This window comes from Stenotrophomonas sp. YJH_SMC_119 (assembly GCF_059368315.1).
Genome location: NZ_JCAFRP010000003.1, coordinates 295,081 through 317,775 on the forward strand (window position 1 = coordinate 295,081; position 22,695 = coordinate 317,775).

At 66.7% G+C, this 22,695-nt stretch carries 20 protein-coding genes; 13 read left to right on the forward strand and 7 right to left on the reverse strand.

The annotated features are described in order from the left end of the window. Positions 1-144: 144 nt before the first annotated feature. The 3 genes from lolA to AC5P6S_RS07365 form a co-directional block, all read right to left on the reverse strand. Positions 145-783, reverse strand: a complete 639-nt coding sequence (gene lolA, locus AC5P6S_RS07355) for an outer membrane lipoprotein periplasmic chaperone LolA (protein WP_024958744.1) — start codon at positions 781-783, stop codon at positions 145-147. 111 nt (positions 784-894) lie between these two features. Further along, a complete protein-coding gene (locus tag AC5P6S_RS07360; protein WP_005409602.1) occupies positions 895-2,838 on the reverse strand; it encodes a DUF3857 domain-containing protein in 1,944 nt (647 codons plus the stop codon). Positions 2,839-2,877: 39 nt separating this feature from the next. Next, positions 2,878-5,238 carry a DNA translocase FtsK gene (locus tag AC5P6S_RS07365; protein WP_495204545.1) on the reverse strand — a complete coding sequence of 787 codons (2,361 nt, stop codon included), beginning with the start codon at positions 5,236-5,238 and terminating at the stop codon, positions 2,878-2,880. A 233-nt stretch (positions 5,239-5,471) separates the two neighbouring features. On the opposite strand from AC5P6S_RS07365, the gene trxB reads away from it, so the two are divergent. Both trxB and AC5P6S_RS07375 read left to right on the forward strand, forming a co-directional pair. Then, complete coding sequence (gene trxB / locus AC5P6S_RS07370) at positions 5,472-6,443, forward strand: thioredoxin-disulfide reductase (protein WP_005409600.1); 972 nt, start codon at positions 5,472-5,474, stop codon at positions 6,441-6,443. 102 nt (positions 6,444-6,545) lie between these two features. Then, positions 6,546-7,670 (forward strand): GNAT family N-acetyltransferase, encoded by a 1,125-nt coding sequence (locus AC5P6S_RS07375; protein WP_235643763.1) that lies wholly within the window; start codon positions 6,546-6,548, stop codon positions 7,668-7,670. A 123-nt stretch (positions 7,671-7,793) separates the two neighbouring features. On the opposite strand, the gene AC5P6S_RS07380 is transcribed toward AC5P6S_RS07375, so the two are convergent. Continuing rightward, complete coding sequence (locus AC5P6S_RS07380; protein ID WP_235643765.1) at positions 7,794-9,062, reverse strand: hypothetical protein; 1,269 nt, start codon at positions 9,060-9,062, stop codon at positions 7,794-7,796. Between the two features lie 72 nt (positions 9,063-9,134). Between AC5P6S_RS07380 and aat the strand changes: the two genes are divergently transcribed. From aat to AC5P6S_RS07395, 3 genes are all read left to right on the forward strand, one after another. Beyond that, on the forward strand, positions 9,135-9,875 hold the full coding sequence (gene aat, locus AC5P6S_RS07385) for a leucyl/phenylalanyl-tRNA--protein transferase (protein WP_099527800.1): 741 nt from the start codon (positions 9,135-9,137) through the stop codon (positions 9,873-9,875). 86 nt (positions 9,876-9,961) lie between these two features. Continuing rightward, complete coding sequence (infA, locus tag AC5P6S_RS07390) at positions 9,962-10,180, forward strand: translation initiation factor IF-1 (protein ID WP_005409596.1); 219 nt, start codon at positions 9,962-9,964, stop codon at positions 10,178-10,180. Positions 10,181-10,380: 200 nt separating this feature from the next. Next, positions 10,381-10,764, forward strand: a complete 384-nt coding sequence (locus AC5P6S_RS07395; RefSeq protein WP_032966709.1) for a hypothetical protein — start codon at positions 10,381-10,383, stop codon at positions 10,762-10,764. Positions 10,765-10,842: 78 nt separating this feature from the next. Here AC5P6S_RS07395 and clpA read toward each other — a convergent pair whose 3' ends face one another. Beyond that, positions 10,843-13,128 (reverse strand): ATP-dependent Clp protease ATP-binding subunit ClpA, encoded by a 2,286-nt coding sequence (gene clpA / locus AC5P6S_RS07400; protein ID WP_235650208.1) that lies wholly within the window; start codon positions 13,126-13,128, stop codon positions 10,843-10,845. A 138-nt stretch (positions 13,129-13,266) separates the two neighbouring features. On the opposite strand from clpA, the gene AC5P6S_RS07405 reads away from it, so the two are divergent. Then, complete coding sequence (locus AC5P6S_RS07405) at positions 13,267-14,079, forward strand: APH(6) family putative aminoglycoside O-phosphotransferase (RefSeq protein WP_012480135.1); 813 nt, start codon at positions 13,267-13,269, stop codon at positions 14,077-14,079. Between the two features lie 192 nt (positions 14,080-14,271). Here the strand turns inward: AC5P6S_RS07405 and clpS are convergent, their stop codons facing one another. Beyond that, positions 14,272-14,598: an ATP-dependent Clp protease adapter ClpS gene (gene clpS / locus AC5P6S_RS07410; protein ID WP_005409592.1), complete on the reverse strand. Its 327-nt coding sequence runs from the start codon at positions 14,596-14,598 to the stop codon at positions 14,272-14,274. A 112-nt stretch (positions 14,599-14,710) separates the two neighbouring features. Here clpS and AC5P6S_RS07415 point away from each other — a divergent pair, with 112 nt between their 5' ends. From AC5P6S_RS07415 to AC5P6S_RS07445, 7 genes are all read left to right on the forward strand, one after another. Then, the gene (locus tag AC5P6S_RS07415) at positions 14,711-15,181 is read left to right on the forward strand and encodes a hypothetical protein (RefSeq protein ID WP_005409591.1); all 471 of its coding nucleotides are present in this window, start codon (positions 14,711-14,713) and stop codon (positions 15,179-15,181) included. Position 15,182: 1 nt separating this feature from the next. Continuing rightward, positions 15,183-15,644 carry an NUDIX hydrolase gene (locus tag AC5P6S_RS07420; RefSeq protein ID WP_111197462.1) on the forward strand — a complete coding sequence of 154 codons (462 nt, stop codon included), beginning with the start codon at positions 15,183-15,185 and terminating at the stop codon, positions 15,642-15,644. Further along, complete coding sequence (mnmA, locus tag AC5P6S_RS07425) at positions 15,641-16,783, forward strand: tRNA 2-thiouridine(34) synthase MnmA (protein ID WP_005413280.1); 1,143 nt, start codon at positions 15,641-15,643, stop codon at positions 16,781-16,783. Before AC5P6S_RS07420 ends, mnmA begins: the two co-directional genes overlap by 4 nt. After that, the gene (gene hflD, locus AC5P6S_RS07430) at positions 16,780-17,394 is read left to right on the forward strand and encodes a high frequency lysogenization protein HflD (protein WP_495204546.1); all 615 of its coding nucleotides are present in this window, start codon (positions 16,780-16,782) and stop codon (positions 17,392-17,394) included. Before mnmA ends, hflD begins: the two co-directional genes overlap by 4 nt. A gap of 163 nt (positions 17,395-17,557) precedes the next feature. After that, a complete protein-coding gene (locus tag AC5P6S_RS07435) occupies positions 17,558-18,748 on the forward strand; it encodes a methyl-accepting chemotaxis protein (RefSeq protein WP_010485867.1) in 1,191 nt (396 codons plus the stop codon). A 98-nt stretch (positions 18,749-18,846) separates the two neighbouring features. Beyond that, a complete protein-coding gene (locus AC5P6S_RS07440; protein ID WP_005409586.1) occupies positions 18,847-19,062 on the forward strand; it encodes a hypothetical protein in 216 nt (71 codons plus the stop codon). 137 nt (positions 19,063-19,199) lie between these two features. Next, positions 19,200-19,706, forward strand: a complete 507-nt coding sequence (locus AC5P6S_RS07445) for a hypothetical protein (RefSeq protein ID WP_111118453.1) — start codon at positions 19,200-19,202, stop codon at positions 19,704-19,706. A gap of 142 nt (positions 19,707-19,848) precedes the next feature. Here the strand turns inward: AC5P6S_RS07445 and AC5P6S_RS07450 are convergent, their stop codons facing one another. After that, on the reverse strand, positions 19,849-22,608 hold the full coding sequence (locus AC5P6S_RS07450; RefSeq protein WP_099479177.1) for a bifunctional diguanylate cyclase/phosphodiesterase: 2,760 nt from the start codon (positions 22,606-22,608) through the stop codon (positions 19,849-19,851). Positions 22,609-22,695 lie beyond the last annotated feature (87 nt).

Here is a 22,695-nt window from a genome sequence, read left to right on the forward strand (position 1 = left end):
CCGGCGGGCGGGACGCGATGTCTGGTAGTGCCGGCCGCTGGCCGGCAGATCAACAGCGTGTCAACCAAGGTTGACACCCACCAAGGCGGTGCCGGTTGGCACCCACCAGAGCAGGTAGGGCCAGGCCATGCCCGGCGACCACCATTAATTACCGATGACGTCGGTGCCCTTCGGCGGGGTGAAGCTGAAGGTGCCGGCCGCGAAGCCCGGGTTGCGCTTCCAGCCACTGAAGCTGATCACGGTACGCTGGCCAACCGCATCGGTGATTTCCATCTTGGCCAGGCCTTGGGCGTTGAAGCCCAGCGCGGCGTACTGGAAACTGGCTTCGGTCTCGCGCTTCGGCGACAGCGACAGCCACTGCAGGCCGTCGCGCTGCGCGGCCTCTTCGCTGACGTCGTACTGCTGCTCCAGCAGCGCCGGGTTGATCAGCGCGGTCAGCGGACTGTTCTGCTCTTCCTTGCCCTGCTCGCGCACGGTGGCCTGCTCCAGGTCCGGCTCGTACATCCAGACCTTCCTGCCGTCGGCCACGATCAGCTGTTCGTGCGGGCGCACGTATTCCCAACGGAACAGGCGCGGCGCCGACAGGGCCACGCGACCACTGGTTGATTCCTTCACCTTGCCGCGACTGTCGAACACCTGCTGGCTGAACTGGCCATCCAGGCCCTTCAGGCCGCTGGTGAAGGTCTTCAGGTCATCGCGGGCGCCAGCCCAGGCGCTGCCGGCGGCGGCGCAGGCCACGGCCAGGGTGGTGGTGGCAAGGAAACGGCGGAAGCGGAAGTTCATGCGGGAATCCTGTGGGCGCGGGCGCCAGGAAAGGTGGTTGCCAGTGTGCCCGGGGAAAGATGAATGGGCGATCAGGGCGACATTATGCCGCCCTGAACGTCCATCGGCGATTCAGCCACCGGATCCCGGCAGCTTGCCGTACAGCACCTGGCCGCGGAAGCCACGCCGCACTTCGCGATACAGCGCGCGGAACGCCGGATAGTCCTGCGGCTGGCACAACGCCTCTGGCCCACGCACTGCATTCTGCTGCAAGCGGTGGTGCACGATCACCTCCTGGCCCTCGCGACTCCAGTCCACCCGGTACTCGCCGGCGGCATTGGCGAAACGCTGGCTGGCCGGGATGGCGATGATCGGCGCATTGGCCGGGAACTGCAGGCGATAGGTTTCCTCGCGCAGGCTGGCATTGCAGTAGAACGGTGTCTCGTTGGCCGGCGCTGAGGCGGTGGCGTACAAGCCACGCACCGACTCGCCACCCGGCGGGTCCGGCACGGCCATGCCGCCGGCCACGCTGAAGTCGGCGTAGTCCTCGGCCTGGAACGCCATGCGATAGCCAAACGGCCGGGTCAGATCGACCGGCACGCCCTGGATCTGCAGCTGCCCTCGCCCATCGAAACCTGAGGCGGCCATGATCTGCTCTTCAGCGCGCGCACGGTTCTGCGCGTTGAGCTGGGAGAACTGGGCGCGCATGCCGATCTCGGCGTTCTCGCCCAGTTTCGGAATCGTCTCGCCGCGCAGGTTGCCGTTGGCGTCGAAGGTGAAACGCACCTCCATCGAGGTGGCATTGCGCTCCGGCGTATTGGCCGGGGTGCGTGCCAGCGTGGCGTCGCGGGTACGCATCACCGGCGCACCCAGATCACCTTCCGGCAGCTGACCGAAGCGCGCCCACGCGGTGGTCGAATCCAGGTAGAGATCAAACTCGGGAATGTAGGTGATGGCGTGGTTGAAGCGGCCCAGCACCGGAATCTTCGGCAACGTCGGGCCGCCACCTGCACCGATCAGCACCGGCGAGCTGGCGATGCCCTTGGCTGCCAGCAGCGCCTCCAGGATCGTCACGTGGTCCTTGCAGTCACCGTAGTGGTTGTCGAGGATGCTCTGCGCGCTGTTCGGCTCCAGCCCGCCATTGCCCAGGTACACCGCGACGTAGCGGATGTTCTGCGCAACCCAGCGATACAGCGCATCAGCCTGCTCGCGGCGGTCGCTGATACCCGCGGTGATCTCATCAGCCAGCGCCTGCAGCGCCGGGGTCACCTCGGCCGCCGGGCCCGCCTTGAGCTGGTAGGCGCGACCCATCTGCGACCAGTCACGATAGGTACTGGCCATGATGTTCGGGCCGAACTCCCAGCCCGCCGCCGACCAGTTCTGCGCCGGCATCGCCTCGCGACGCTGGTAGCGCCAGCGCCACTGCGCCTGGCCGTTCTTCACCGTCGGCCGATCGCTGCCCTGCACGCCGCGGCTGTCGATGAACATCGGCAGGTTGGCCGGCGCACTCAGGGTGACTTCGGCGTCCTCGTACTCGGTGAACACATTGAAGGTCTCCCACAGGCCGAAATAGCCCGGGAAGTACGGCGTGGCCTGGGTGCGGCGCACCTGGTAGTACAGACGGGTGCCCGGGGCCAGGTTCGGGAACACGATCACCCGCACCTTGCGGTCGGCATACATCGCCGCCGAGGCGCTGGAGTAGCTTTCCTGGGTGTAGATGCGGTCGGCCGGCACGTCACGGCGCTGGCCGTCGGCGGTGATGGTGTAGGCGCCAAGCACCTCCAGGGTTTCCATCTTCTCGCTGTAGCTCAGCCGCACCTGGCTGAACTGCTCGACCGAGGCCTTGGTCTTGAGCAGCACTTCGTAGGTTTCGGTCTGCACATTGCCGGCATCCGGCCGCACCTGGTAGTCGGCGCGGTAACGGACAATGCTGAAGTTATTGCTGGCTTCGGTATCGCCGCTGGTGGAAGGCGGCGCCGTGGCGGGCGCGGAGGTGGCGGTGTCTGCCAGTGCCGGGCCGGCAGCCAGGAAGGCTGCCAGCGCCAGTGCCAGCGCGCTTGGTACGGGGTGAAGCATGCGTCGGTTCCTTGGACGTCGTGGGGGATACGTCGGGTGCTACTTCGGCGGCGGCGGTGCCAGCACCGTGCGGTCGCCGTTGTGCTCGGGCGGGCTGACCACGCCGGCCGCTTCCATGGCCTCGATCAGTCGCGCTGCACGGTTGTAGCCGATCTTCAGCCGGCGCTGCACGCCGGAAATCGATGCACGGCGGGTCTCGGTGACCACCCGCAGCGCTTCGTCATACAACGGGTCGGACTCGTCGCCGGACGAACTGTTCTCGGGCAGGCCGGTGGCGCCGACGACCACGCCGTCGCCCATCGTCTGCACTTCGTCCAGCACGCCGTCGACATAGTCGGCAGGGCCCATCGCCTTGAGGTGCTCGACCACGCGATGCACTTCATCGTCGGACACGAACGCACCATGCACGCGCTCGGGTAGCGCGGTGCCCGGCGGCAGGTACAGCATGTCGCCGTGGCCCAGCAGTGTTTCCGCGCCGGACTGGTCGAGGATGGTGCGCGAGTCGATCTTGGAGCTGACCTGGAAGGCGATTCGGGTCGGGATGTTGGCCTTGATCAGGCCGGTGATCACGTCCACCGACGGGCGCTGCGTGGCCAGGATCAGGTGGATGCCGGCCGCACGTGCCTTCTGTGCCAGGCGCGCGATCAGCTCTTCCACCTTCTTGCCGACGATCATCATCATGTCGGCGAATTCGTCGATGAAGATGACGATGAACGGCAGCGTTTCCAGCGGGCGCGGCGCCTCGCCCAGTTCCGGGTTCGGCTTGAACAGCGGGTCCATCAGCGGCTGTCCTGCGTCCTGGGCTTCCTTCACCTTCTTGTTGAAGCCGGCCAGGTTGCGCACGCCCACTGCGCTCATCAGCTTGTAGCGGCGCTCCATCTCGGCCACGCACCAGCGCAGGCCGTTCGCGGCCTCCTTCATGTCGGTGACCACAGGTGCCAGCAGGTGCGGGATGCCCTGGTAGACGCTCAGTTCGAGCATCTTCGGGTCGATCATCAGCATCCGCAGGTCTTTCGGCGAGGCCTTGAACAACAGGCTCAGCACCATCGCGTTGACCGCCACCGACTTGCCCGAACCGGTGGTACCGGCCACCAGCAGATGCGGCATGCGTGCCAGGTCGGCCACGGTCGGGCGACCGGCGATGTCCTTGCCCAGCGCCAGGGTCAGCACACTGGCCGACTTGTCATATTCCTTCGAGCGCAGCAGCTCGGACAGGAAGATCATCTCGCGGGTGACGTTGGGGATTTCCAGGCCGATCACCGACTTGCCCGGAATGACGTCGACCACGCGCACCGACTTCACCGACAAGCCGCGCGCGATGTCCTTGTCCAGCGAACTGATCTGGCTGACCTTGATGCCCGGTGCCGGCTCGATCTCGAAGCGGGTGATGACCGGGCCGGGATTGGCGCCGACCACCTGCGCATCGATGCGGAAGTCCTTCAGCTTGAACTCGATCTGCCGCGACAGGGTCTCCAGCGTCTCTTCGTCGTAGCCCTTGGGCTGCGGCTTGGGATCATCCAGCAGCGCCAGCGGCGGCAGGTCCGAGCCATCACCGTTGACGCCGCGGAACATCGGAATCTGGGTATCGCGCTTGGCCCGATCGCTCTTCTCGATCACCGGCTCCGGACGCGGCTCGATCTTCACCGGCTCGCGCTTGGCGCGCACCTCGGCGTCGGCCTTGCGCACTTCCTGGCGCTCCTCGCGCATCCCCCGGGTCTGCTTCCACTCGGTGACTTCTTCCTTCTTGCGTTCCAGCAACGGCGCCAGCGACATCACGCCGCGGCCGATCTTCTCCATCACCGTGAACCAGGACAGCCCGGTCGCGAGCGTGATCGAGGCCAGCAGCAGCACCAGCACGAACAGGTTGGCGCCCAGCGCGCCGAAGCCCACCGTGAGCGAATTGCCCACCAGCTTGCCGAGGATGCCGCCGGCGCTGGAGACGTCGCCACTGAACAGGCGCACGTGCAGGAAGCCGGTGCCGGCGATGAGGAAACCGACCAGGCCGACCAGGTGCAGCGCAGGATCCAGGTCGTTCTCGCCCTTGCTCTCGCGCTTGAGCCCGAACATGGCGATCCACGCCAGCGCGCCGAGCACCACCGGCAGCAGGAAGGCGATGTAGCCGAACAGCTGCAGCAGCACGTCGGCGATCCAGGCCCCGGCGCGGCCACCCAGGTTGTGCACCGGCGCGACCACGCTGCCGGTATGCGACCAGCCCGGATCAGTCGCTGAATAGGTGAAAAGACTGGCCGCCAGGTACAGCAGGGCCGGCGCGATGGCGATCAGGCCCAGATCGCGCCAGAGACGCTGGCGGCGTGGATTGTCGGTCGTCGCCGCCGCGGCCGTGCGACGTGACGCCTTGCTGTCGTCGGACTTGGAGCGTTCGGGGACCTGCTTCGCCACCTTAGACCATACCTTTGGAATGCGCTGTTAGTGATTGATAATAAATGAGACGGCGTCAGTTTTCAGTTATGCGACGTCCGGCAGGCCAATCCGGGGGCCGAAACCACTGCTGGATGACGGCGTTCCGTTCATCGGCTTGAATCGCCCTGCCCCAGCCGCCACTCTATGACCAGCCAAGGATGCTGCGCAAACATCGCCAGCGCCTTGTCCCATCTACCTTTTCGCGAGTTTACATGAGCACCAGCCTGCCCTCCCGCCACCAGCGCCTCGTCATCCTCGGTTCCGGCCCGGCCGGTTGGACCGCCGCCGTCTACGCCGCCCGCGCCAACCTGAAGCCGGTCGTCATCACCGGCCTGCAGCAGGGCGGCCAGCTGATGACCACCACCGAGGTGGACAACTGGCCGGGTGACGCCCACGGCCTGATGGGCCCGGACCTGATGGCGCGCATGCAGGCCCATGCCGAACGCTTCGAGACCGAGGTCATTTTCGACCACATCCACACCGCCGACCTGTCGCAGCGCCCGTTCAAGCTGATCGGCGACAGCCACGAGTACACCTGCGATGCGCTGATCATCGCCACCGGCGCCACCGCCAAGTACCTTGGCATCCCGACCGAAGACGAGTTCAAGGGCCGCGGTGTGTCCGCCTGCGCCACCTGTGACGGCTTCTTCTACCGCGACCAGGACGTGGTCGTGGTCGGTGGCGGCAACACCGCCGTGGAAGAGGCCCTGTACCTGTCCAACATCGCCCGCAAGGTCTACCTGGTCCACCGCCGCGACACACTGAAGGCGGAAAAGATCATGCAGGACAAGCTGTTCAAGAAGGTGGCCGAAGGCAAGATCGAGACCGTCTGGCACCACCAGGTGGAAGAAGTGCTGGGCAATGATGCCGGCGTGACCGGCGTGCGCGTGAAGTCCACCCTGGACGGCAGCACTCGCGACATCGACGCCCACGGCTTCTTCGTGGCCATCGGCCACCACCCGAACACCACCCTGTTCGACGGCCAGCTGGCAATGAACAACGGCTACCTGGAAATCCGTTCGGGCCTGGGCGGCAATGCCACCCAGACCTCGGTGGAAGGCGTGTTCGCCGCCGGCGACGTGGCCGACCAGCACTACCGCCAGGCGATCACCTCGGCCGGCTTCGGCTGCATGGCCGCGCTGGATGCCGAGCGCTACCTGGACGCGCAGGGCAAGGCCAGCTGAGAGGCTGACCCGCTCCTGTAGGGCCGAGCCACGCCCGACTCCGGATGAAAGGCCGACGCCAGTGCGTCGGCCTTTCTGTTTCATCTGCCCTATCCTTCCCTCATGCCTTCCCCCCGCTTCCTCGACTCCCTGCAGTCCATCCCCGCCACCGACTGGGATGCCCTGCACGACGGTCAGAACCCCTTCGTCAGCCACGCCTTCCTCTCAGGCCTTGAACAGCACGGCTGCCTGCGCGAGGACTGGGGCTGGCAGCCCCGGCACTTCACGCTCTGGGAAGGCGACAGCTTGGTCGGCGCCATTCCGGGCTACCTGAAGACCAATTCGCACGGCGAGTTCGTGTTCGACCATGCGTGGGCCAACGCGTATGCCCGTCATGGCCGCGACTACTATCCGAAGTGGCTGGGCGCGGTGCCGTACTCGCCGGTCACCGGCCCGCGGTTGCTGACCCGTCACGATTCAGGTCGCGCCACCTTGCTGTCGGCATTGCGCGAGGCGCTGCCTGCACTGGACGTGTCCTCGGCCCATATCAACTTCCACACCGCAGTGGACGAGGCGCTGTTCGGCGATGACTGGCTGCTGCGCGAAGACGTGCAGTTCCAGTGGCAGAACCCGGGCGATTGGGCCACATTCGAGCAGTTCCTTGGCGCGATGAACCACAAGCATCGCAAGAACATCCGCCAGGAACGGGCCAAGGTCACCCGCCAGGGCATCACCTTCCGCGTGGTGCACGGCGATGAAGCCAGCCGTGCCGACCTGCAGGCGATGTATCGCTTCTACCTGCAGACGTTCCTCGAGTACGGCAACGCCCCGGCGCTGACCGAGGCCTTCCTGCGCCATCTGGCCGTTTCATTGGGCCGCGGGCTGGTGCTGTTCCTGGCCGAACAGGACGGCGAGCCGATTGCCGGCGCGCTGTGCCTGCGCGGTGGCGACACGCTGTACGGCCGCTACTGGGGCGGCGCCACCCTGCCCGGCCTGCACTTCGAGGCCTGCTACTACCAGGGTATCGAATACTGCCTGCGCGAACGGCTGACCCGATTCGAACCGGGTGCACAGGGCGAGCACAAGCTGGCGCGCGGTTTCCTGCCGACGCTGGTGCGCAGCCGGCACTGGGTGGCTGATGCGGATTTCGCAGAAGCACTGCAGGACTGGTGCCGGCAGGAACGGCGCGATGTGCGGCGCTACCAGCAGGAGCTGCAGGGGCATGGACCGTTCCGCGTAGAGCCGTAGAGTCGGGCTTGCTCGACTGGCGCGGCGCCGAGAAGCGTGCCAACCAAGGTTGGCACCTACCAGGGCAGTGGGGCGCGCCAACCAACGTTGGCACCTATCAGGACAATGGCGAGCGCGCTGCGCTCAGGTGCACTGCCAGAAGTGCCCACTCACCCGACACGTCGCGCACCAGAACGTATAGAGCATGCCGCCGCTGCCCCACAGCAGCGTGCCCTCACTCGTGGTCGGCAGCGTCGAATCCAGCTGCATCACGAAGGGCATCTCCTCGCCGCAATCGATGCACGCCGGGTACCAGGCACTCTGCACCCAGCTGGGCGCGCCGCCCACGCGCGACAGGTTCTGCCGATGGTTGGACTGGCCCCAGTCCTGCTGCTGCCACCGCATGGTATCCATGGCGACCAGGCCGATCTCGGCACGCATCAGGTCACCGCTGTCGGTCGGCGTGGCCTGCACCTCCAGACGCTGGCTGGGGTGGCAGCTGGGCAGGCCGACGGCATCGTGGCGATAGAAGCGCACGGGCGGGTCTCCCCAGCCGGAGCAGTCCAAGCACAGGCCCAGCGTGATCTCACCCGCCGCGCCCGGCTGCAGCGCGGCAGCGTCGGTTCGCAGCAGGCGCTGCAGCGGTGCATGGCAGCTGCCACACAACGCTTCCAGCGGCCCTCCCATCTGCCCGGCATGGTGCACCTGCCCACCATTCCAGGTCGGGTGCAGGCGCCAGATACGCTTGCGCCAGCTCGGTTCGTCCGCCTGCTGCGCGCGATGCTGCTCGCGGCCAAAGCGGATGTGCAGCGGCCGCTCCCCATGCAGGCGGCGCGGCAGCGGCCCATCAGCCACGCCGGCCCAATGCGCCCAGACCTCAGCATCCAGCGCGCCCCAGTCAGCGAGGTAGCCGCGGGCAACGGCATAGCTCTCGGGCTGCGCCGCGAGCAGCAGCGCCCTGGCCCGCGCCATTTCGCGATCGTCATCGGCTTCGGCCAGAATCTGCGCCCACTGCACGGCAGTGGCAGACGGCAGGCCCCGCCACACCTGCGAAGCCAGCTGCAGCTCATTCTCACTGGCAATCGCCAGCAAGGCCTCCCAGTCGTCCTGCAGCACCTGCGGCGCCTGGTAGCTGGCGAATTCGATCACGCTGGCCAGCAGCTCACCGCGCTCGCCATCACGATAGCGACGCCGGGCCTCGGCACAGACCGGCGCAACCGCTTCGTCGGGCAGCAAATCCAGCGTCATGTCGAGAAAGGCCGAGCTGGGTGAACGCCGGGCAAGGGCCAGCCGCATCAGCGCACCGAGCTGGCCCGGCTGCTCAGTCGCCAGCGCCAGCAGCATGCTCTGGCTGTCGTTGCACGTGCGCGGGTTGTCGTGCACATCGAGGATGGCGGTAATCGCGTCACTCATGCGTGGGCTCCTTGCCGTTGGACGCTGATGGTGCCAGACATCAGCGGTCACCACGGCGAATACAATGGCGGCATGACCCGCCAGCTGCCCTGGCGCCTGGCTGATGCGCCGGACGCCCCCTTTCCTCCAGCCGAGACCGCGCTGCGCCAGCCCGATGGCCTGCTCGCCGTCGGCGGTGACCTGAACCCGGTGCGCCTGCTCAATGCCTACGCTGGCGGCATCTTTCCGTGGTTCAGCGAGGGCGAGCCGATCCTGTGGTGGTCGCCGGACCCGCGCATGGTGTTCCGCACCGAGGGCGTGCATCTGTCCAGCCGGTTCCGCCGCCAGCTGCGCAGCAGTACGTGGGAGGTCACCGCCGACACCGCCTTCAGCCGCGTGATGCGCGCCTGTGCGGCAGCACCGCGGCCCGGCCAGGACGGCACCTGGATCAGCCCGGCGATGGTCGAGGCCTACGGCCAGCTGCACGACCTGGGCTTCGCCCATTCGTTTGAAGTCTGGGACCGGCAGACCCTGGTCGGTGGCATCTACGGGGTGGCAATCGGGTCGATGTTCTTCGGCGAAAGCATGTTCAGTGGTGCCAGCGGCGGCTCCAAGATCGCCCTGGCCGCCCTGGCATCCACCCTGCATGGTTGGGGCTGGGAACTGATCGATGCCCAGGTGGAGAATCCGCACCTGCTGCGGATGGGCGCCGAGCACCTGCCGCGCGCGGAATTCCTGCAGCACGTGCGCCGGGCCGTGCGCGGTGACGGCCGGGAAGGCCCGTGGACCCAAGCGGTTGGACGCCTGCCAGCACGGCGTTTGGCCGGGGGTTAACACAAACTTTGCAAGCTGGCGCCGTCACGCGTAAAATACCGCGCCTTAGGCCCAGCGTGGCCGTTTTCTGAACCGCACAGGACTACATGTCGAAAGACGATTCCATCGAGTTCGAGGGCACCGTCAGCGAGACGCTGCCGAACACCACTTTCCGCGTTCGCCTGGAAAATGGGCACGAAATCATTGCCCATATCTCCGGCCGCATGCGCAAGAACTACATCCGCATCCTCACCGGTGACCGGGTCAAGGTTGAAATGACCCCGTATGACCTGACCAAGGGTCGTATCACCTACCGCATGAAGTAAGCGGTCGGCGCCTGGCGCCACTCGAAAAGGCCAGCCCTGGTTGCTGGCCTTTTGTCATGCCCGGAATCCGGCCCTGCCGGAGGTCACCGTGACCGAGCTCACCGTGGCGTCGGTCAGCCCCGCTTGCGGCAGATTCGCGCCTGCAGCCGCCGCGGCATCGTGGGATCCGATCCAGTCCGGATCGCCACCCCCTCCCGATCATGAACGCCCTGCTCCCGCACGTCCTGCTGCCGGCAGTTCTGCTGGTCAGCCTCCCCCTGGCGGCATTCGCCGCTGAACCCAGCAAGCCCTCCAACGCGTCCGAGTGCATTGCCCTCGGCGCCAATCGCGATATCCGCCCCTCCAGCACGGAACGCGAGGTGCTGCTGCGCGACGGTGACAACCACTATCGGGTGCACCTGCAGAAGCGCTGCCTGGGCGCCGCCGCCTCGGCCAGCTATGTCTTCTTCACGCCCAGCACCCCTGAACGGATCTGCGGCGATGCCCGCAGCACACTGAAAACCGACAGCAACCACTGCACCGTGACCCGGATCGAACCGATCGATGCGGCGACCTTCAGGCGGCTGGCGCAGCAGGGGCGTTGAGTTGCAGTGCATGCGACAAGGGCGGCCGAAGCCGCCCTTGTCATTTTCAGTCTTTCGCGCCAAGCCTGTGGCGTCAGCTCATTCCACCGTGACCGGCAGCAGCCGCTCCGGCTCGGCCTGGGTCTCGACCACCAGCTCGTCGTCGCGCACGTCGATGCTGACCTTGCCGCCGTTGACCAGCTTGCCGAACAGCAGCTCGTCGGCCAGCGGACGCTTGATCCTGTCCTGGATCACGCGGGCCATCGGACGGGCACCCATCAGCGGGTCGAAACCATGGTGGGCCAGCCAGTCGCGCGCGGTCGGGGTGGCCGACAGGCTGACGTGCTTGTCCTGCAGCAGCATCTCCAGCTCGATCAGGAACTTGTCGACCACGCGCAGGATGTGCTCGAAGCCCAGCGCCTGGAACTGCACCACCGCGTCAAGACGGTTGCGGAATTCCGGGGTGAAGCTGCGGCGGATGGTCTCCATCGCGTCGGTGGCATGGTCCTGCTTGGTGAAGCCGATCGACCGCCGCGAGGCCTGCGCGGCGCCGGCATTGGTGGTCATCACCAGCACCACGTTCTTGAAGTTCGCTTCGCGACCGTTGGTATCGGTCAGCACACCGCGGTCCATCACCTGCAACAGGATGTTGAAGATGTCCGGATGCGCCTTCTCGATCTCATCCAGCAGCAGCACGCAATGCGGCGTCTTGACGATCTTCTCGGTCAGCAGGCCGCCCTGGTCGAAACCGACGTAGCCCGGAGGCGCGCCGATCAGGCGGCTGATCGAATGCGGCTCCATGTACTCGGACATGTCGAAGCGGACCAGCTCGATGCCCAGCTGCAACGCCAGCTGCTTGGTCACTTCGGTCTTGCCGACGCCGGTCGGGCCGGCGAACAGGAAATTGCCGATCGGCTTTTCCGGGTTGCCCAGGCCCGAACGGGCCAGCTTGATCGCCGAGGACAGCGTCTCGATGGCCGGGTCCTGGCCGAAGATCACCATCTTCAGGTTGCGCTCCAGGTGCTGCAGCACATCCTTGTCGGTGGCACTGACCTGCTTGGCCGGGATCCGCGCCATCTTGGCCACGATCGCTTCGACCTCCTCGACGTCGATCAGCTCCTTGCGCTGCTCCTCGGGAAGCAGGCGCTGGCGGGCACCGGCCTCGTCGATCACGTCGATGGCCTTGTCCGGCAGCAGGCGGTCGCCGATGTGCTTCACCGACAGGTCCACTGCGGCCTGCAGGGCCTCGTCGGAGTAGGTCACACCGTGATGCAGCTCGTACTTGGACTTCAGGCCCTGCAGGATCTCGTAGGTCTCGCCCACCGTCGGCTCGACGATGTCGATCTTCTGGAAGCGGCGCGCCAGCGCGCGGTCCTTCTCGAAGATGCCGCGGTATTCCTGGAACGTGGTCGAGCCGATGCAGCGCAGCTCGCCCGACGCCAGCGCCGGCTTGATCAGGTTGGACGCATCCATGGTGCCGCCCGACGCCGAACCGGCACCGATGATGGTGTGGATCTCGTCGATGAACAACACCGCGTTGGGCACCTTCTTCAGCGCGGTCAGCACGCTCTTCAGGCGCTTCTCGAAGTCGCCACGGTACTTGGTACCAGCCACCAGTGCGCCCAGGTCGAGCGAGTAGATCACCGCGTCGGCCAGCACGTCGGGCACCGAGCCTTCGATGATGCGGCGGGCCAGGCCCTCGGCGATGGCCGTCTTGCCTACGCCCGCCTCACCGACGTACAGCGGATTGTTCTTGCGGCGGCGGCAGAGGACCTGGATGGTGCGCTCGATCTCGTCGGCACGGCCGACCAGCGGGTCGATGCGACCGGCCCGGGCCTGGTCGTTGAGGTTGCTGGCGAATTCGGTCAGGGCATCTCCCTTGGGCTCGCCCTCCCCGCCTTCCATGCGGCTCTCGCCCTCCGGGGACGAAGACGACTGCTCGCCTTCATCGCCCAGCTTGGCGATGCCATGGGACAGGTAATTGACCACATCCAGCCGGGTCACATCCTGCTGGTTGAGGTAATAGACGGCGTGGGAGTCCTTTTCGCCGAAGATGGCGACCAGCACATTGGCGCCGGTGACCTCTTTCTTGCCCGAGGACTGCACGTGGTACACGGCCCGCTGCAGCACACGCTGGAAGCCCAGGGTCGGCTGGGTGTCGCGGCCATCGTCTTCCGCCAGGCGGGACACGGAGGCCTCGATGGCCTGCTCCAGCTCCTGGCGCAGGCGGTCGGCATCGGCACCACAGGCCTTCAGTACGGCCTGGGCTGACGGGTTGTCGAGCAGTGCCAGCAGCAGGTGTTCGACCGTCATGAACTCATGCCGGGCCTCACGGGCGCGCTTGTAGCACTGGCCGATGGTGTGTTCGAGGTCTTTGCTGAACATGGATTACTCCGGCGGCAGATGGGGACAATATGCGGCCTGACTACGCGATTTCCATCACCCTAGCGGATTGCTGCGTTCAGATGGCGTTAGCAGTACAGATCGCTTGATCTTCATTCACTCCAGGACAGCCCACCCAGCATGAGCGAACCCTACCTGAGCCGCTGGCGATTGCGGCGTGATGGCCCGGCCCTCCGTACGCCCCACGCCCGGCTCTGGCCGGTGCTGACCGCTGCGGGCGAGCCAGCGATGCTGAAGATCAGCAGCGAGACCGAGGAGCAGAACAGTCATCGCCTGCTACGCTGGTGGAACGGCGATGGCGCCGCCCGCCTGCTGGCCCACGAGGGGCCTGCGATCCTGATCGAGCGTGCCCGCGGTGACTCGCTGCGGCAACGCTCGATCGAGGGCGACGATGACGCCTGCACCGCGATCCTGTGCCAGGTCCTGCAGCGGCTGCACCGGCCACGGAGCGCGCCGCCAGCGGAACTGGTCTGCCTGCGAACATGGTTCGCCGACCTGCTGCAGCCAAGGGCTGTCCTGCCGCCACTGCTGGAACAGTGCAGATCACTGGCGGAGGGGCTGCTGCATGACGAACAGGAGATCCGCCCGCTGCACGGCGACCTGCATCATGACAATGTGCTGGATTTCGGCCCGCGCGGCTGGTTGGCGATCGACCCGAAGCGACTGCTGGGGGACCGTGCGTTCGATTACACGACGATGTTCAGCAACCCGGACCTCTGTGGTCCGGGCATCCACGTTGCGACGCGGCCCGAGCGGTTTGCGATCCGCCTTGAGCAGGTCTGTGCGCTGTCCGAACTGGAACGCACACGCCTGCTGCGCTGGATCGCGGCCAGCACTGCGCTGTCGGCAGTGTGGTTCAGGGATGACGGCGACCCGGCCGATATCGACGAGACAGTCGCCCGCATGGCCCTGGAGGCGCTGGCGGAGAAGTGAGACCCGCGCTTGGCAGGTGCGCACCCTGGCGGGCACGCCCCATCCACGGTCGATACAGGCTTCTGCCTTGGTAGGTGCCCACCTTGGTGGGCACCCATCCACGGTCGATACGGGCTTCTGCCTTGGTAGGTGCCCACCTTGGTGGGCACACCCATCCGGGATCGATGTGCCCGGACGAGAACCGGCAGCCGGTCAGGCCTTTTCCATCGTGCACAGCAGCGGGTGCTGGTTCATCCGCGAGTACTCGTTGACCTGGGCGACCTTGGTCTCGGCCACTTCGCGGGTGAACACCCCGCACACGCCGCGGCCGCGGGTATGGACGTGCAGCATCACCTGCGTGGCCTTGTCCAGGTCCATGCTGAAGAACTGCTGCAGCACATCCACCACGAAATCCATCGGGGTGTAGTCGTCATTGAGCAGCATCACCTGGTAGAACGGCGGCGGCGCCACTTCCGGGCGCGCGGCCTCTACGGCGACGCCGTGCTCGTGCTGGGAATCGGGGGAAGACTCATGGGGCATCGGGCCATTATAGAGGCTCGGGCGCGCCTGCGTCGGCCTGCCGCAGATTGGACGGCACGCACGCCCACCGTCACAATTGCACCCTCTCTCAACACTGTTTCACAGGATCTTCATGAAAAGGACCCTTCTCCCCGCCCTCCTGATCGCTCTGGCTGCCACCGGCTCCGCTGCCGCCGCAGACGCCGACAAGGCCGTGGCCCGCCATCTGGACAAGCTGGGCTACACCTACGAAGTCGATGAGGACGGCGACTACCGCATGGTCTTCGACGTCGAGGGTGACCGCACCCAGATGGTCTACGTGCGTTCGTCGGTGGAAGATTTCGGTACCCACAACATCCGCGAGATCTGGTCGCCGGCCTACAACGCGAAGACCAAGCAGTTCCCGGTGGCCGTGGCCAACCGCCTGCTGGAAGATTCGCAGGATGCCAAGATGGGCGGCTGGGTAAAGCAGGACACCACCGCCATGTTCGTGGTCAAGATCGACGCCGATGCCACTGCCGACCAGCTCAGCGACGCCATCGATGCGGCCATCCGCACCGCCGACGCCATGGAGCTGGAACTGACCAAGAAGGACGAGTTCTGAGTTGAACGCCACGCCGGACCCGCGCTGGGCACCGCACGCCACCGTTGCCACGGTGGTGGTCGACGGCGGCCGTGTGTTGCTGGTTGAAGAGACCATCGATGGCCGGCAGGTGCTGAACCAGCCGGCCGGCCACCTCGAGCCGGGCGAAAGCCTGGCCGAGGCAGCCCTGCGCGAGACCCGCGAGGAAACCGGCTGGACGGTGCAGCTGACCCATTTCATCGGCTGCTACCAGTGGACTGCCGGCGACGGCACCGCCTTCCTGCGCTTCTGCTACGCGGCGCGCCCGGTCTCGCACGACCCGGCGCAGCCACTGGACACCGGCATCGACCGCGCGCTGTGGCTGACCCCGGCCGAACTGCAGGCCGCCGGCGGGCGCCAGCGCAGCCCGCTGGTCTGGCAGGTGGTGGCTGATTACCTGGGTGGCCAGCGCCATCCGCTTTCGCTGGTCCGGGAGGTCGCATGAGCACTCCGCGCGTGATGGTGGGCGTCTCCGGAGGTGTCGACTCTTCGGTCGCCGCCTGGCGCCTGGTACAGCAGGGCGAAGCCGTGGCCGGCCTGTTCATGCAGAACTGGGCCGACGATGGCAGCGGCGACTGCCGCGCCGAGGACGACCGCCGCGATGCGGTGGCCGTCTGCGGCCTGCTCGGCATCCCATTCCACTTCCGCGATTTCTCCAGCGAGTATTGGCAGGGCGTGTTCGAGCACTTCCTGGCCGAGTACGCCGCCGGGCGCACCCCGAATCCGGACGTGCTGTGCAACCGCGAAGTGAAGTTCAAGCACTTCCTGGATGCCGCCCGCGAGCTGGGCGCCGAGCGCATCGCCACCGGCCACTATGCACGGGTGACCCAGCGCGGCCACCAGTGGCTGCTGCTGCGCGGCGCCGACCGCTCCAAGGACCAGAGCTACTTCCTGCACCAGCTGGGCCAGGAGCAGCTGGCGGCCACCCTGTTCCCGATCGGCGACCTGGAAAAGACCGACCTGCGCCGGATCGCGCGTGACGTCAGCCTGCCGACCCACGCCAAGAAGGACTCCACCGGCATCTGCTTCATCGGCGAGCGTGACTTCCGCGAGTTCCTCGGCCGCTACCTGCCGGCCAGGCCCGGCCAGATCCTCGACCCGGCCGACGGCAGCGTGATCGCCGAACATCCGGGCGTGTTCTATTTCACCCTGGGCCAACGCGAGGGCCTGAACATCGGCGGCGTGCGTGGACGCCCGGCCGCGCCGTGGTACGTGGTCGGCAAGGATGTGGCCAGCAATGTGCTGTACGTGGACCAGGACCGCGACAGCAAGTGGATGCTGTCCGAGCGCCTGCGTTCGGAAACCGCGCACTGGATCGCCGGTTCGCCGCCGGCACGGCGCTTCGAATGCACCGCCCAGACCCGCTACCGCCAGCCCGATGAGCCGTGTACGGTCCAGGTGCTGGACGATGGCAGCGTGCTGGTCACCTTCGCGCGCCCGCAGCGCGCCGTTACCCCCGGTCAATCGCTGGTGCTGTATGACGGTGACGTGTGCCTGGGTGGCGCGGTGATCGCCGCCACCGATGCGCCGCTGGAACAGCGCCTGCGCACCACCCCTTCCCCTTTTGAGGTAATCGCTGCATGAGTTTCACTGTCGACGACCGCGTCCTGGCCCTGGCCGGCATTGCCCAGGCCCTGCAGCAGGTACGCCGCATCGCCGATACCGGCCATTCCGACGCCGCCGCCGTGCGCACCGCCGTGGACAGCGTGTTCCGTGTCGATGCGTCCTCGCCGCAGGAGGTGTTCGGTGACCGCCATGCACTGAAGTCCGGCCTGCGCCTGCTGCACAACTACTTCCGCAGCCAGGGCCAGGACCCGATCCTGCCCAAGCTGGGCCTGTCGGTGCTGCAGCTGGAGCGCCGCTTCGTTCAGGATGGCGCCACCGTGAACAAGGTCGCCTCGGGCATCGAGCGGGCCCAGCGCCAGGCCACCGAACTGGGCGACAGCGGCCACCCGGACGTGCTGGCCAACCTGGGAGGCCTTTACGCCGACACCATCAGCCACCTCAAGCCGCGGGTCATGGTGCAGGGCAACCCGCACTACCTGGGCCAGGCTGGCGTGGTGGCCGAGATCCGCGCCCTGCTGCTGGCCGCGGTGCGCGCTGCGGTGCTGTGGCGGCAGCTGGGCGGCAGCTACTGGGACTTCCTGTTCAGCCGCAAGGCGATGATCGAGGCCGTGGACCGGCAGCTGGCCTGAGGGTGTGGGGTCGGATCCCTTTCCGGCACGGAAAGGGCTCTGACCCCGAAGCCGCCAAGGCGCCGGAAAACCGGCGCATTCAGAATGCACTTCGAGGCATATCGACGTTAAAGAGAAAGGGGGTACGGCCGATACATCCTCCGTGCACCTCCCGAGAACGTCCATGTACTCACGCATTTTCATCCGTCTGGCCGCCCCCCTGGCTCTGACCCTGCTGCTCCCCTTCGCCATCGGTTTCGAATGGCCGGCCGCCCTGCGCTGGGCGATCCTGACCACGATGACGCTGAGCTGGCTTGGCTTTGCGTGGTGGACCACCCGCGCCCAGGCGCACCGCTCTCCCGAACACGCCCGTGTCCTGCGTGAGCAGGATCAGCTGCTGACCGAACTGCGCAACTTCGTCGGCAACGAAATCGACGGTTCGCGTGGCGAAGTGGAACGCGCCCGTGACCTGATCCGCCAGGCCGTCTCCAGCCTCGGCGGCAGCTTCGATGCAATGAACCGCAAGTCGCGCCAGCAGAGCCAGGCCCTGTCGCGCATCGTCGATCGCGCCGGTGATGAAGGCAATGCCGGCCTCGACGTTGCCCGTTTCGCCCAGCACGCCAGCCACCGCATGGAACAGCTGGTCGAAGCGCTGGAACAGGTGAGCGGCCAGAGCAGCACCACCGTGCAGCACATCGACCAGATGGCGCAGCACCTGGATGGCATCTTCGCGCTGCTGGAAGACGTCAAGTCGATCGCCGACCAGACCAACCTGCTGGCCCTGAACGCTGCCATTGAAGCGGCACGTGCCGGTGAAGCCGGTCGTGGCTTCGCGGTGGTCGCCGACGAAGTGCGCAACCTGTCCGAGCGCTCGACCACCTTCAACGAGCAGATCCGCAAGCTGGCACACAGCTCCAAGGACGCCATCGCCAAGGTGCGCGAGACGGTCTCGCACATGGCCTCGCGCGATATGGACCGCTCCCGCGAAGCCCGTCAGGAAGCGGCGGCGATGCTCGACAACGTCGCGCAGATCAACGCCTCGCTGGGCGACGGCATGCGCGAAGTGTCCGAGTGCGCCCGTTCGATCGATGGCAGCGTGGCCGAAGCGGTGCGCGCCCTGCAGTTCGAGGACATTGCCACCCAGGCGCTGGGCGGCGTGCACACCCACCTGGACCGCCTGACCGCGATCAACCGCGAAGCGGTGGCTCTGCAGGAACTGCTGCATCGCAACGGCGGCGTGTTCGACGAAGAGATCGCCACCGCCCTGCAGCGCACCGGCAGCCGCCTGCGCGAACTACGCAGCGAATGGGAACGCCCGCCGCACAAGCCGGTTGCCCAGCAGAGCATGGGCGCTGGTACCGTCGAGCTGTTCTGATCCTGATGTCCGCTGCCCTCGCCGGCAGCCCGCAAGGCCCCGGTTCGTCCGGGGCCTTTGCCTGTGACCCGCCGTTGGATGCATCCTGTACCCCCACCATGACCCTGATCCGCGCCCTGCCCTCCCTCACCGATACCGAGCGCCCGCGCAACGCGAGCGTGCGTGAGCAGCTGCAGCAGCTGGAAGAGGTCGCCCGCGAAGAGATCCGCGAACTGCAGCAGCTGGCGGACGCGCGCCCCGCCCCGTCGCGGGCGGACGAGGCACTGCTGGGACTGGCCTGGGACCTGGGGTTGGACGGGGAAGCGCTGAAGTAGATCCACGCCATGGGTGGACGGCTTTCATCCGCCGGTGTGACGCCTGGCCCTCGCCGCAACATCCACGCATGGCGTGGATCTACCGGGGTGGCGAAATCGTTGTGGCATGATCCACCGATCCCGTTCATGGAAGACCGATGGCCATCACCCTGATCGCACTCCTGCTGATCGAGACCGTCCTTCTGATGGCCTGGGTGGCCGGTTATTTCAGTTGGGGCATCACCCTGTTCAACGAACGCATCGCGGCGTCACCGGCCATGCAGGCCCGGCTCTCGCTGGGCAGCCTGGAACGTGACCTGCCGCAGGACAAGTGGCTGCAACTGGCCTTCCATGCGCTGCCCGATGGCAGCATGGCGTTCCGCGAGAGCTTCGCGCCGAGCTTCGGCCTGCGCTACTTCCCGGTGATGCGCGGTCGCATCGTACTCAACGCGCGACGGCACGAGGTGCGGGTGATCGGACTGTGCAGCTGGTTCGTGGCCATCCTGTCGCTGTTGCTGTTGCCGCTGGTGGCGATGCGCCCGATGGTGGCGCCGATGCTGCTGGTGCTTCCGCTGTTCCTGGCCAGCTATCTGGTCCAGAAGCGGCGCTATGCGGCCATCGTCGAAGCGCTGCGCATGCAGTTGAAGGCGGAGTTCCCAAGGTAGATCCACCCCATGCGTGGATGATCGACAGGCACAGGCATCCGTGCCGACCAACGGTCGGCACCCACCAAAGCGGGTTGCGGTAGATCCACGCCATGCGTGGATAGGCACAGCAGCCAGGGTCAGTTCCAACCAGTGCAGCTGATCACCGCATCAGCATCACTTCCCCACTGGCATCGGTGCGCAGCGAAACCGGCTGTGGCTGGCGCAGCCACTGCGCCAGGTCACGCGGGCTGAGCGGGCGCGAGTACAGGTAGCCCTGGATCTCGTCGCAGCCCTGGCGGCGCAGCATGTCCTCTTCCTGGTGCGTTTCCACGCCCTCGGCCACCACCTTCATGCCCAGCGCATGCCCCAGGTGCACGATGGCCTGGGTCACTTCGGCCGTACCCGAATCGTGCAGCATGCCCTGCACGAAACTGCGGTCGATCTTCAGGCGCCCCACCGGGAAGCGGTTGAGGTAGTTGAGATTGGAGAAGCCGGTACCGAAGTCATCCACCGCCAGCGGCACGCCGTGCCGTTCCAGCACGTCGAAGCAATGGCGCAGGATGTCGGTGTCACGGATCAACGCCGACTCGGTCAGTTCCAGCTCCAGCCGCTGCGGTGGCCAGCCATGGGCGTGGCAGATTTCGATCACGCGCTCGGCAAAGCCGCGGTCTCGCAGCTGTACCGCAGAAACATTCACCGCAATGCGGTCGAAACGCAGTCCGGCACGGTCCCAGGCGGTTGCCTGGCGGCAGGCCTCATTCAGCACCCAGTCGCCGATCCGCACGATCTCGCCGCATTTTTCGGCAATGGGGATGAACTCGGCCGGGCTGCAGTAGCCGATCCCGGGGCGGTGCCAGCGCAACAGTGCCTCGATCGCCGGCGGCTCGCCGTGGTGGGCGTGCAGCAGCGGCTGGTAGGCCAGGCTGAACTCTTCGCGTTCGATGGCGCCGTGCAGGGCGTGCTCCAGCTCCAGCTTGCGCTGGATGCGGGCCAATGCGTCCTGGCTGTAGTACTGGTAGGTGTTGCGCCCCGCTTCCTTGGCCGCGTACATCGCGGCATCGGCGGCACGCAGCAATGAATCGAAATCGGTCTGTGCATCGCCCAGCATCGCGATGCCGACGCTGGCGCCGACCTTCAACGTGGTCTCGCCACGCCGCAGCGGTTCGGCCAGCGAAGCGATCAGCTTGCGCGCGACGTGGCCGGCGTCTTCCGGCTCGGCCAGGTCGCGCAGTACCACGATGAATTCATCACCACTGAAGCGGCCAAACAGATCGTTGTTGCGCAGGTTCTGGTGCAGGCGCGTCGCGGCGGCCTTCAGCAGTGCATCACCGGTGGCGTGGCCGAAGCTGTCGTTGATGGTCTTGAAGCCATCCAGGTCGATGAACAGCATCGCCAGCGATGTGCCACGGTCACGTGCTTCCTCGATGGCCTCTGCCGTCTGCTCGCCGAGCAGCACGCGATTGGGCAGGCCGGTCAGCAGATCGTAGTGGGCCAGCAGTTCGATGCGCTCGTTGGCCTCGCGCTCGCGGGTGATGTCACGGAACAGCACCACGAAGCGCGGCGGCAGGCCGTCACGGCGGTCCAGCTCGATCAGCACCTGCACCCAGACGCGCAGGCCGGACTGGCGGTAGAAGCACAGGTCCAGCTGCTCGGGCAGCCCGCCGTTGGCGATGCGCGCCAACGCCGCTTCGAAGGCGTTGCGTGAGTCCTCGGTGTACAACGCCAGCGCCTGGTCGAGGGTGATCGGTTCCTTGCGCAGGCCGTGAATGCGATAGCATTCCTCGGTCCACTGCATGTGCCGGGTCTTCACCTCGATCTCGCAGCCGCCGATGCGGCCCAGCGCGGAGACGCGGTTGAGCAACTCGGTGCGCCAGCGGATCAACGCGTCGGTCTGGTGCTGCTCGGTGATGTTCTGCACCTGTCCAAGCAGTCGCTTGGGCTGTCCGTCCATGTCCAGCAACGGCTGCATCCACAGCCGCAGATGCTGCGACGGCTCGTTGCCCCGGGTCAGTTCCAGTTCGAGATTGGCGGCACGGCCATCGCGCCACAACCGCCGCCACGCCGCACGCAATGCGCCACGTGAACGTGGGTGCAGCTGCTTCAGCCAGCGCCGCTGGCCGGGCACGGCGCCCTGCTCCAGCGCAAGCATCGAACGCAGCTCCGGCGACCACCAGAAATGACCACTGTTGGGGTCGAACGACCAGCTGCCCATGCTGGCGATGCGCTGGGCCTCACTCAGGTGCAGCTGCTGTTCCTGCAGCAGCCCTTCCAGCTGCTTCTGCTGTTCGATATCGGTATGGGTACCGACCATGCGCAGCGGCTGGCCATCGGCGGTGCGCGCGACCACGCGGCCCCGGTCCAGTACCCAGCGCCACTGGCCATCGGCCTGGCGGAAACGGAACTGCGCGCTGTACTGCTCGCTCAAGCCACGCAGATGCTCTTCCAGTGCGGCCCGCACCTGGGCGATGTCCTCGCCGTGCACGCGGGCCAGCATCTCGGTGGCGGTTTCATCGCCCACTGCCGGGGTGCGCACCACACGGTCACTGGGAATGTCCCAGTCCCACAGGCTGTGGCCGGCACTGTCCAGCGCCAGCTCCCAGCGCCCACCGCCGCCGAGCGGCACCGGTTCGGGAATGCTCAACGTGAAGGCCAGCAGGTTGCCGGCGCCATCGTGCACGGCGCGCAGGTGGCCATCGTAGTGCCCGTGCGGGCCACCCGGCAGCGTGCAGGCCACGATGCCGCCATCGGCAGCCATCAGGCGCAGATCTTCCAGCATCGGCGCATACGCAGCCACGGTGGCCGGCAGGCCATGCTCGCGCGCAGCCGGATTGGCCGCCAGCGGGCGACCCGTGCGGTCGACGATGACCAGCGCCGACGCAAGCGGGTGCTGCAGCAGGCTGGCGATGATCCCTTGGTCCACGCGATCTTGCTCCGGATGACACGCCCGTCAGCGGGGCACGCAGTGGTTAACGGCGCCTGCGGCGGATAATTGAGTGGTCTGGGCGCA